Raw genomic sequence first — 9,679 nt, 5'->3', positions numbered from 1 at the left:
ATATCAGAGGAGATCATGGAGGGACCTCCGTCCGGTCCGCGGGGTTCATGATTGGCCCGCCTCCCTCCCGGAGCTGACGGCCGGTGAACTGGACCTGGCAGCCGCCCGAAAACTCCATAGGCCTATGGGGGATCCAGCGGGGCGGTCTATCACCCCTCGGGGGATCTGATACCCCGATCCCGATGCCTCCCCGAACCAGCCCGGAGTCCCGGGACACCCCCGTCGAATCTCCCGCACCCTCGAACATCCTGCCCGCGCCGGGGGCCCTGGCCGGCCGTTCCTGGCGTTTGCCGCGTTCACCGTGCTCGCTCAACAGAGCACTCGGTTATATTCTGCGAGGAACTTCTCCCTTTGTTCCTTTCCCCTGATAAAAACAAATGGTAATTCCGGATCTCTATCGTGGTAAATACTTCTTTCAAATATTTGTTCGAAAGGCACAGCATCATTATTAACGATTATATATACTGGATTTGTTTTTAGCTGACTTTGTTTCATCATGTATGGTACAAATGGTTTATATTCCGCCACCGCGATGATCAGATCGCTTCGGCATATACCAATTTTTTCTGCGATTATTTTCTCACTCTGCTCAAGGTCCTGCAAATGTTCTCCAATTAACCTCTTAAATCGCATTTGGTTCATCCGATTGGGAATATATCTTTTAAAATTGTCCGGTTTAGAAGAGAAGGCCCCCGCCCCCTCCTCCACCGAAGAGGAGGTCGTCGTCGAGGGAGTGGACCCGGCGCACCTCCTCACGCTGCTTGCCGCGTCCCGGGGCAGGATCTTCCGCGAATCGTCCTGACCTCCCCCGGGAGACTCTATACCCCTATAGAGATCCCTGAGGAAAGGCATATCCCTCTCGAAAGAGATGATGCCCCGATCCCATGTCTCTTCAAACAAGCCCGGAGTCCCGGCACGCCCCCGTCGAACCTCCTGTACTCTCGAACGTCCTACCAGCGCGCGGGGGCCATGGTCGGCCCCTCCTGGCGTTTGCCGCGTTTTCCGCGCTCGCGCTCATCACCGCGGGATCGGTCCCCTGGTACGGGGCCTCCGCGCTCTCCTTCGCGGCGGCACCGGCGGCGGGGATCGCCGTCGTCCTCTATTTTGCCTCGGTCAGACTGAAACGCGGAAGATGACCCTCTTTTTCGGGACGGAACGCTGCCCGGCCGCCTTCTCTCCGGACGGTCTGGCGCCGCCGCCGGAACGCTTCCCGGGGCGCCGGGAATTTTTATCTGACATTTTTATTGACACTATATAAAAATATATATTATTGTGCTCTTGCTATATCAAATTCGTCAGAAATATATAGTACCAGATCCAACAGGATGGATGGTGAAGATTTTCCTGGAACCATTCGCAGGCTTCACCGCGTGTTACAAAAACAAAGGTGAGATGGAACATGAAATTCCTGAACATGAATGAGAACGCGGTCTCTCCGATCGTCGCGACCCTCGTCCTGATCGTCGTCGCTGTCGTCGGTGCGGTCGCCGTCGGTACCATCATGGGTACCTTCAGTTCCGATGTTGCCGAACAGACGAACGTTGGAGACGTCGGTGGCTCCGCCTCCGCCGAGGTGCTGATTGCAGGCTCGACCACCGTCCAGCCCGCCTCCGAGCTCCTCGCCAAGGCCTTCATGGCCCAGAAGCCCGGCGTGAAGATCACCGTCCAGGGCGGCGGCTCCGGCGCCGGGGTCACCTCCGTCGGCATGAACATTGTCGACATCGGCTCGGCTTCCCGTGCTGTTAAGGACGCTGAACTTGGAAAGTACCCCGACCTCCAGACCTACCAGATCGGCGGCTCCGGTGTGGCAATCGTTGTACCTGACGATGTCGACGACTTCACAGGGGTGACCAAAGAAGGTCTGAAGGCCCTCTATGACCAGACCATCACCGATGACAGTGCAACGGTTGGTGCAGTTGTTACGGACGGCAACATAACCGGCGCTGCTGCTGCTGGTGCGGGAACTGTTGATGTCACCATCTACCAGCGCTCTGAGGCCTCCGGAACCGAGGAGACTGTTGCCAAGGAGTACCTGAAGTACCCCGGTGACAGCTTCGACAACACCGGGGCAGAGGGTGTGAACGGCAACGCAGGTGTTGCAGCCGCCATCGCCGGCGGTGACAAGGATCACATCCGCCTCGGCTTCATCGACTACGGCTACGTCACCAGCAACCACAAGGCTCTGGATGTCGACGGCAAAGAGTGCACCAAAGACAGCATCCTTGAGAGCCTGAAGGGCAACGACAATGATGACTCATATGTCTCGGCTCTCGCCCGCCCGCTCAACTACATCGTCAACGGCAACCCGTCCGCCATCGTGAAGGACTACATCAACTTCGCCCAGTCCCCCGGTGCGGTCGACTCGATCCACGAAGTTGGCATGTTCAGCATCATTGAGTTCGTGTAAGCATAGAGGGACGGAACCACCAAACCCACCTTTTTTATGAGCCAGACATACGACATTCCACGATTGTTCTTCCTGTCTTCGGCAGCAGTAAGCGCTCTCGTTGTTTTCCTGATCTTCGGATTTATCTTCCTCACCGCTGCCCCTGTATTCGAAAAAGAAGGTGTCGGATTTCTTACCGGCACGACCTGGAACTACTCTACCGGCGAGTACGGTATCCTGGTCTTCCTTGTCGGCACCATCGTGTTGACCGCAGTGACGATGGTCATCGCCTGTCCCCTGGGCATATTCACCGCGATCTTCCTTGCAGAATGGGCACCGGTATGGCTGGAGAAGACGATACGGCCGCTCATCGAGCTGCTCGTCGGCATCCCCTCGGTCGTCTACGGCATATTCGGCTATTTTGTTCTTGAGAATATTTTTCGCTACCACATAGACCCGTTCATCGATGCAACCCTCGGCTTCATCCCCATCTTCCGCGACCCGAACCCCGGGAGCGGGACCGGTATCCTGCTTGCCGCGTCCGTGCTTGCCGTCATGATCCTGCCGACCGTCACGGCGCTTGCACAGGAAGCGATGCGCTCCGTCCCGCGCGAGTACCGGGAAGGATCGCTCGCGTTGGGCGCCACCCGGTGGGAGACCACCCGGATGGTGGTCATCCCCATCGCGGCCCCGGGGATACTGACCGGCATCATCCTCGGGCTGATGCGTGCGATGGGGGAGACGATGGCCGTGGTCATGCTGATCGGCAATACGTCCCGGTTCCCCGTCTCCATCCTGGACACAGGGTATGCAATGACGTCGAAGATCCTCAACGATATCGGCTACTGGGTGTCGGTGGACGAAGCGCGAAGCGCGTTGTTCGGGATAGCGGCCGTGCTCTTCTGTCTTGAGATTGTCTTCGTCGGGCTGATCCGGTTCGTCGAAAAAAGATTGAGGCAGAGCAGGAGATGATGTAGTGGCAACAAGAACGATGCGAAAAGCAGAAGAACTGTTTTTCAAGCTGTTTTGCACGGCGGCAACAGTGCTCTCGGTGCTCGTGCTCTTCCTGATCCTCGGCACCGTTACCATCGAGGCGCTCCCTTCGCTCAGCCTGTACTTCCTCATCACCCCTGAATCCGCATCTCCCGGTCTCGGCGGCGCGATAGGGAATGCAGTCGTCGGGACGCTCATCATCTCCGTCTGCTCAACCCTGATCGCAACTCCCCTTGCTCTCGGGACGGCGATCTATCTGCAGCGATACGCCCCGGACAACAGGTTCACGCGGCTGTTGCGGTTCCTGATCGAGGTGCTCTCCGGCACCCCTTCCATCGTACTGGGTATCGTTGGTCTGATGATCCTGGTCTACTACATGCGTGCATACACCGGGGGCTTCTCGTTGATCTCCGGTTCAATCGCGCTCGCGATACTTATTCTTCCGGTCATCGAACGTGCTATCGAGGATGCAATCGCGACAGTGCCAAAGAGCCTGGAGGAAGGGAGTTACGCTCTCGGGGCAACGAAATGGCAGACTATCCGGAACGTCACCATCCCCACAGTGATCTCCGGCATTTTGACCGGGATCATCCTCGGTTTCGGCAGGGCGGCGGAAGAATCGGCCGTGGTCATCCTGACCGCGGGCTACACACAGTTCTTCCCGGAGCTGGCGATCAGGAGCAATGAAAATCTCATATTCGGCATCAAACTATACCCCTTACAGGACCTCGTGGGCACGCTCCCCTACGCGGTGTACCATGCTTACGAGAACTCCAACGTCGTCAAACTATCGGACGGATTCGCTGCAGCCTTCATTCTCATCGGGGTTGTTTTCCTGATCAATCTGACGGCGCGGATTCTTCTCCGGAGGTATCGCTATGGTTGACCTGAAAGGACCTGTCAGGACGCTTCTGGTATGGACGAAAGGAACGGAGCCGCAAATCGCTCCCGGCCTGCACGGCGTTCCCGTCACCCTCCCTCCGGGGACGGATCATCCCCGGCAGGACAACGGAAAAATCGGCCGTGGCCGTCCCGACCGCAGGCTCCGCACAGTTTTTCCCGGAGCGGGCGGTCGGGAGCGGCGAAAATCATATATCCGGCACCCGACCACATCCCCCGCGGGGCCTCGCATCCCCGCTCCCCTGCCCGGCGCACCGTGCTTACGGGAACTCCGGCACTCTCAAAATATCGGATGGACTCGCCGCAGCCTTCATTCTCATAGGAATTATTTTTCAGTTCAATCCTACGGCGCGAGTCCTGCTCCGGAGATATCACCATGGTTGATCTGAAAGGACCCGCCGAACCCCCCCTGAGAACGAAGAAAGAACCGGAGATCGTGGACGACGGCCCCGGCGACACCCTCCGGCGAGCTCACGGCATCCGGGAGCCCGACCTCCGCGCGGCGTCCGGGAGAAGCCCCGGTAACGGCGACAGCCCCCTGGACGCCCTGCTGCGCCCTCCCGAAGACCCTGAACCCCCTCTCCCGGAGACCGGCCCGCACCCCCGGGATAGCGGCGATCCCGCCGCCCTCCCCCCGGAGACGGACGATCCCGGCGACGACGACCTCCTGCGTCGTCCCGGCGTCCGTGATATCTCCGCCGGCGGCCTCTCCTACGCCCTCCCCCCGGAGACGGACGACCCTGACGACGAAGACCTCCTGCGTCCTTCCGGCGTCCGTGATATCTCCGCCGGCGGTCTCTCCTATCCTTTCCCGGCGGAACCCCGCCCGCACCCCCGGGATAGCGGCGATCCTGCCGCCCTCCCCCCGGAGGAAGAGGGCCCCGGCCTCCCGGACCGTCCCGAAAAACCCGTCCGCCTCGCCTCCATGGAGGACATCCTTTCCCGCCGCCCGGAGACCGGCAGCGCCCCCTCCCGGCTCGCCCGCATCCCCGGCCTTGCAAAACTCCTCTCCCGCTTCCCCGAGCCCGGCGACCTCTTCGCTGCTCTCCAGTCCCGGCTCGCCCCCCTCGCCGCCCGCTACCCCGCCCTTGAAAAAGTCCTCGCCCTCTTCGCTCCCGAGAAGGAGCCGGAGCTCACGTCCCCCGACTTCTTCGTCGGGGATACCGGCGAACCTTCCCTCACCGGCTCCCTCAAGGACGTCCGCATCACCTACCCCGTTGACCCCCCCTACCAGTACGTCCACATCGAATACGACCGGGAGGCGCGAGCGCTCTCCTACCGCGTCGTCGAACCGTCCCTCTCCGAGGGCGAAGAGCACTACCTCGGCCTCATCAAGAAGGCGTTCGAGAAGATGATCGGCACCGACATCGGCCTCCTCTCGGCGGAGCGCCGCGAAGAGTACTTGAAAGAGCGCTTCCTCTCGATCATCACCATCCTCGGTTTCAAGTTCACCGACGAACAGCGCGACCGGATCTACTTCCATCTCAAGAAGGAGTACATCGGCTACAGCAAGATCGACACCATGATGAAGGACCGCTACATCGAAGATATCAGCTGCAACGGCGCGAACCTGGACCTCTACGTCCAGCACCGGACCTACGGGCCGATCCAGACCAACGTCCGGTTCGGCGACCTCGAACTGAACAACTTCGTCCTCAAACTCGCCCAGATCAGCGGGCGGCACATCTCCCTCCTCCAGCCCATCCGCGACATCACCCTCCCCGACGGGAGCCGGGGCAACCTCACACTCGGCGGCGAGGTCACCCGCAAAGGGTCGACCTTCACCATCCGGAAGTTCCGGTCGAACCCGATCTCGCCTGTCGAGATGATGGACTACGGGACCGTCGACGCCCGGCAGCTCGCCTATCTCTGGATACTGATGGAGTACAAGCGCTCCCTCCTCATCTCCGGAGGAACCGCGAGCGGCAAGACCACCTTCTTAAACGCCCTCTGCGGGTTCATCCCGACGGAGTACAAGATCGTCTCCATTGAAGACACCACCGAACTGAACCTGATGCACCCCAACTGGCTGCAATCGGTCACGCGGGCGGGGTTCGGCACCGGCGACACCGGGGGCGCGCCGTCCGGCGTCGGCGGCGGCGGCCGCAAGGCTCCGGGCGACATCTCGCTCTATGACCTCCTCATCGCGGCACTCCGGCAGCGGCCGGAGTTCATCATCGTCGGCGAGGTCCGCGGCGAAGAAGCCTTCACTCTCTTCCAGGCGATCGCCGTCGGCCACGCGGCGATGGGCACCATCCACGCAGGCTCGATGGACGAACTCCTCGCCCGTGTAGAATCAAGCCCGATGAACCTCCCGAGAAGCCTCCTCGCCAACCTCGACGCCGTCATCTTCCCCATGCAGATCCGGAAGGGCGAGCGGAACGTCAGGAGGATCACCGCTATCGTCGAGATCCTCGAGATCGACCGCGAGAAGGGCGACCTCGTCACCAACACCGTCTTCCGGTGGCAGCCCGCCTCGGACGAGTTCCGGTTCATGGGCCGAAGTTACCTCTTCGACAAGATCCGCGACCTGTTCGGCATCTCCCTCGAAGCCCTCAGGCAGGAGATGGACGACCGCACCGCCCTCCTCCTCTGGATGCAGGAGCAGCATATCCGGGAATATAAAACGGTGCTCGGCTTCATCCGGGCATATTATAAAGATAAAGACGAGATCATGGCCCAGGTCAGGAGCGGCGCCGAGATCACCGACGACGACATTGCGGCGCTGGTCGCCCATGCAGCACCCGAAAACGGCAACGGACAGGAGGCATGAAGCCTCTCTCCCTCCCCGTCTTCGTTGCCGCGAACATCGCCGTGAACGCCTCCCTCTGCCCGCTGCTCTTCTTTCTGCTGGTGCTCGAAGCGACCGCCACCGGATACATCTCCGGGTTCAACGCACCCGGGGCGGGGGGTGAGATCATAGGAAGCATGGTCGGCGTGGGGCTGGGGACCGCCGTAACAGCCCTCATAACCGCCTCCCTCGTCTCCTTCTACTATCTCTTCCAGGGGAGAGAACGCAGGGTCCCGGCCCGCGTCGCGATAGTTACGGTCGCCATGACGCTGGCGATGAACGCCGTGCTCACGATCTTCTTCCTCGCGTTTCTCGTCGGCATGCACTCGACGTAGGGGCGGCGAGGTCCGGGACGTTCCCCGAAACAATCGAGCGCGTAACCATGACCTAAACATTCGGGTCATGTTCCTGTTCACACCTCCTGCACAAGGTATATCCCGCGGATGGTAGACACCATGTACATGCAAACGATAGAAGTATCCGATAACCTGTATAAGGAGATTCTTGCGCATCGGCGGGGAGATGAGTCGATCAGTAAAGGAATAGAGCGTACGTTTAAACAGGATAGGCCGGGGAAGAAGAGCAAAGCGCTACAAGAAATAGACGAAATAAGGGAAGGTAAATTCTATACCAGAATGGAAGTTGAAGGTGCCCCGGAAAATTAACGGGGGATATCGAGCTCCTCGATAACGGAATGAAAGGAACCGGCGAATGCAAATACGCCGAAGATACGTAAGAATGATGATTCAAGAGAAGGAAGGTCTCGATCATGAATAAGCCCATACTGGAAAAAATTCATCTAAAGAACATACTATCGTTCGGACCGGATACCAAACCGCTTCCGCTCGGGCCCCTGAATGTGCTGATCGGTCCCAACGGTTCCGGAAAATCCAACCTCCTCGAAGCGATAAGTCTGTTACGGGCGGCACCAAAAGATCTGTCCGCACCGGTTAAAGAGGCCGGGGGTGTGAGCGACTGGTTGTGGAAAGGTACGAAGAACCCCACGGCTTCCATCGAAGTCATCATCCATAACCCGGTTAGCCCCGGCATGCCGCTCCGGCATAAGTTTTCTTTTGTCGAGCATGGCCGGCGATTTGAGGTAAAGACCGAGCAGATTGGAAACGCGGAACCATACCCGGGTTTTGCCGAGCCATACTACTATTATCGGAATGAGAAGGGGCATATTTTGTTGAAGGATACATCAAATTATGAAGCGAGAAATTCGGGACCGGGAGATGGTGAAGAACGACAACTGCCGAGAGATAGGATAGATCCTGAAGAATCTATCCTTTCGCAGGTCAAGGACCCTGAGCGCTATCCTGTACTTGCCTACTTAACAGAAACTTACGGAAAATTTCGTCTTTACCGGGAATGGTCCTTCGGACGTTATACTGCTCCGCGAAAATCGCAGAAGGCCGATCTCCCGAATGACTACCTGCTGGAGACATGCGAAAATCTACCCCTCGTCTTAAACTCACTCCGTCCCTCTGCCGAGCACGATATCCTCGAGGCGCTGAATTACCTCTATCCAGAGATTAACGGCTTTTATGAACAGGTAGAAGGGGGCGGAGTTCAACTTTTCCTGAAAGAAGGAACGTTCACAATCCCGGCAACCCGACTCTCCGACGGCACATTACGATACCTGTGTATGCTGGCAATCCTCTGCCACCCGAACCCGCCGCCGCTGGTCTGCATAGAGGAGCCGGAGTTGGGCTTGCATCCCGACGTCCTGCCGTATCTTGTAAAACTGATGATATCGGCATCGGAACGCTGCCAGCTCATTGTGACGACGCATTCGGATATCCTGGTGAGTGCTCTGACGGAGGTTCCCGAATCCGTTATCGTCTGTGAAAAGAAGAATAATCAAACCGAGATGCAACGGCTTAGCAGCAAGGAGCTTGCCGGATGGTTGAAGAAGTACCGTCTGGGGGAACTCTGGCTCAAAGGAGAGATTGGAGGAACCCGTTGATGACGGCAAAAATATACCTGGAAGGAGGGGGTGATTCGAAGGACCTGCACATTCTGTGTCGTCAGGGGTTCAGGCAGTTGATGGAATCGGCGGGTTTTTCAGGGAGGATGCCGCGATTCGTTTCATGTGGCGGCCGCGATGCGGTGTATGACGACTTCAAAACAGCACACGAACAAAGCAATGCCGATTACGTCGCTATGCTGATTGATAGTGAAGATCCGCTTGACGACCAGGAAAGGACCTGGGATCATCTCAGGAGACGTGACAACCGGGAACAGCCGGACGGTAGCGATGACCGGCAGGTGTTGTTCATGGCAACGTGCATGGAGACGTGGATTGTAAGCGACCGTGACACCCTCCGGCAACATTATGGTCACAATCTTCAAGAATCCGCTTTGCCGCCGCTTGATAACCTTGAGCAACGCAGTCGGCAGGAGGTTCAGGAGAGCCTGAAACGTGCGACGCGCAGATGTCAGAACGCCTATCGGAAGGGCAAGCGTTCCTTTGAAGTGTTGGGCAAACTCGACCCCGCAACGCTTGAAACTCATCTGGCGGCTTTCCGGCGCACGAAGCGTATTTTGAATGAAAAACTTCAGTGATCACTGGCATCGGGGATACCCCCGTGCGACGGTCCCGGCCA

General features: G+C 58.5%; 11 protein-coding genes. 10 read left to right on the top strand and 1 reads right to left on the bottom strand.

The window, feature by feature from the left end:
* Positions 1–309: 309 nt before the first annotated feature.
* The gene (locus BRA42_RS11450) at positions 310–633 is read right to left on the bottom strand and encodes a hypothetical protein (RefSeq protein WP_292410472.1); all 324 of its coding nucleotides are present in this window, start codon (positions 631–633) and stop codon (positions 310–312) included.
* Positions 634–667: 34 nt separating this feature from the next.
* On the opposite strand from BRA42_RS11450, the gene BRA42_RS11445 reads away from it, so the two are divergent.
* The 10 genes from BRA42_RS11445 (at position 668) to BRA42_RS11400 (ending at position 9,638) form a co-directional block, all read left to right on the top strand.
* The gene (locus BRA42_RS11445) at positions 668–802 is read left to right on the top strand and encodes a hypothetical protein (RefSeq protein ID WP_292410470.1); all 135 of its coding nucleotides are present in this window, start codon (positions 668–670) and stop codon (positions 800–802) included.
* Between the two features lie 82 nt (positions 803–884).
* Positions 885–1,136 carry a hypothetical protein gene (locus BRA42_RS11440; protein WP_292410468.1) on the top strand — a complete coding sequence of 84 codons (252 nt, stop codon included), beginning with the start codon at positions 885–887 and terminating at the stop codon, positions 1,134–1,136.
* A gap of 263 nt (positions 1,137–1,399) precedes the next feature.
* Entirely contained in the window at positions 1,400–2,407 is a 1,008-nt protein-coding gene (locus tag BRA42_RS11435; RefSeq protein ID WP_292410466.1) for a substrate-binding domain-containing protein, read from the top strand.
* Positions 2,408–2,443: 36 nt separating this feature from the next.
* Positions 2,444–3,358, top strand: coding sequence for a phosphate ABC transporter permease subunit PstC (gene pstC, locus BRA42_RS11430; protein ID WP_292410464.1), 915 nt, complete (start codon positions 2,444–2,446; stop codon positions 3,356–3,358).
* A 4-nt stretch (positions 3,359–3,362) separates the two neighbouring features.
* Positions 3,363–4,265, top strand: a complete 903-nt coding sequence (gene pstA / locus BRA42_RS11425; RefSeq protein WP_342771229.1) for a phosphate ABC transporter permease PstA — start codon at positions 3,363–3,365, stop codon at positions 4,263–4,265.
* A gap of 390 nt (positions 4,266–4,655) precedes the next feature.
* The gene (locus BRA42_RS11420; RefSeq protein ID WP_342771228.1) at positions 4,656–7,052 is read left to right on the top strand and encodes a type II/IV secretion system ATPase subunit; all 2,397 of its coding nucleotides are present in this window, start codon (positions 4,656–4,658) and stop codon (positions 7,050–7,052) included.
* Positions 7,049–7,405, top strand: coding sequence for a hypothetical protein (locus tag BRA42_RS11415; RefSeq protein WP_292410458.1), 357 nt, complete (start codon positions 7,049–7,051; stop codon positions 7,403–7,405). The genes BRA42_RS11420 and BRA42_RS11415 overlap by 4 nt, the downstream gene beginning before the upstream one ends.
* A 126-nt stretch (positions 7,406–7,531) precedes the next feature.
* The gene (locus tag BRA42_RS11410; RefSeq protein ID WP_292410456.1) at positions 7,532–7,735 is read left to right on the top strand and encodes a hypothetical protein; all 204 of its coding nucleotides are present in this window, start codon (positions 7,532–7,534) and stop codon (positions 7,733–7,735) included.
* Between the two features lie 104 nt (positions 7,736–7,839).
* The gene (locus BRA42_RS11405) at positions 7,840–9,039 is read left to right on the top strand and encodes an AAA family ATPase (RefSeq protein WP_292410454.1); all 1,200 of its coding nucleotides are present in this window, start codon (positions 7,840–7,842) and stop codon (positions 9,037–9,039) included.
* Entirely contained in the window at positions 9,039–9,638 is a 600-nt protein-coding gene (locus tag BRA42_RS11400) for a DUF4276 family protein (protein ID WP_292410452.1), read from the top strand. The genes BRA42_RS11405 and BRA42_RS11400 overlap by 1 nt, the downstream gene beginning before the upstream one ends.
* The last annotated feature ends 41 nt before the right edge of the window (positions 9,639–9,679 follow it).

It is taken from the genome of Methanoculleus sp. UBA374 (genome assembly GCA_002508705.1).
GTDB lineage: Archaea > Halobacteriota > Methanomicrobia > Methanomicrobiales > Methanoculleaceae > Methanoculleus > Methanoculleus palmolei.
This window is presented reverse-complemented; position numbering and strand designations above follow the sequence as displayed.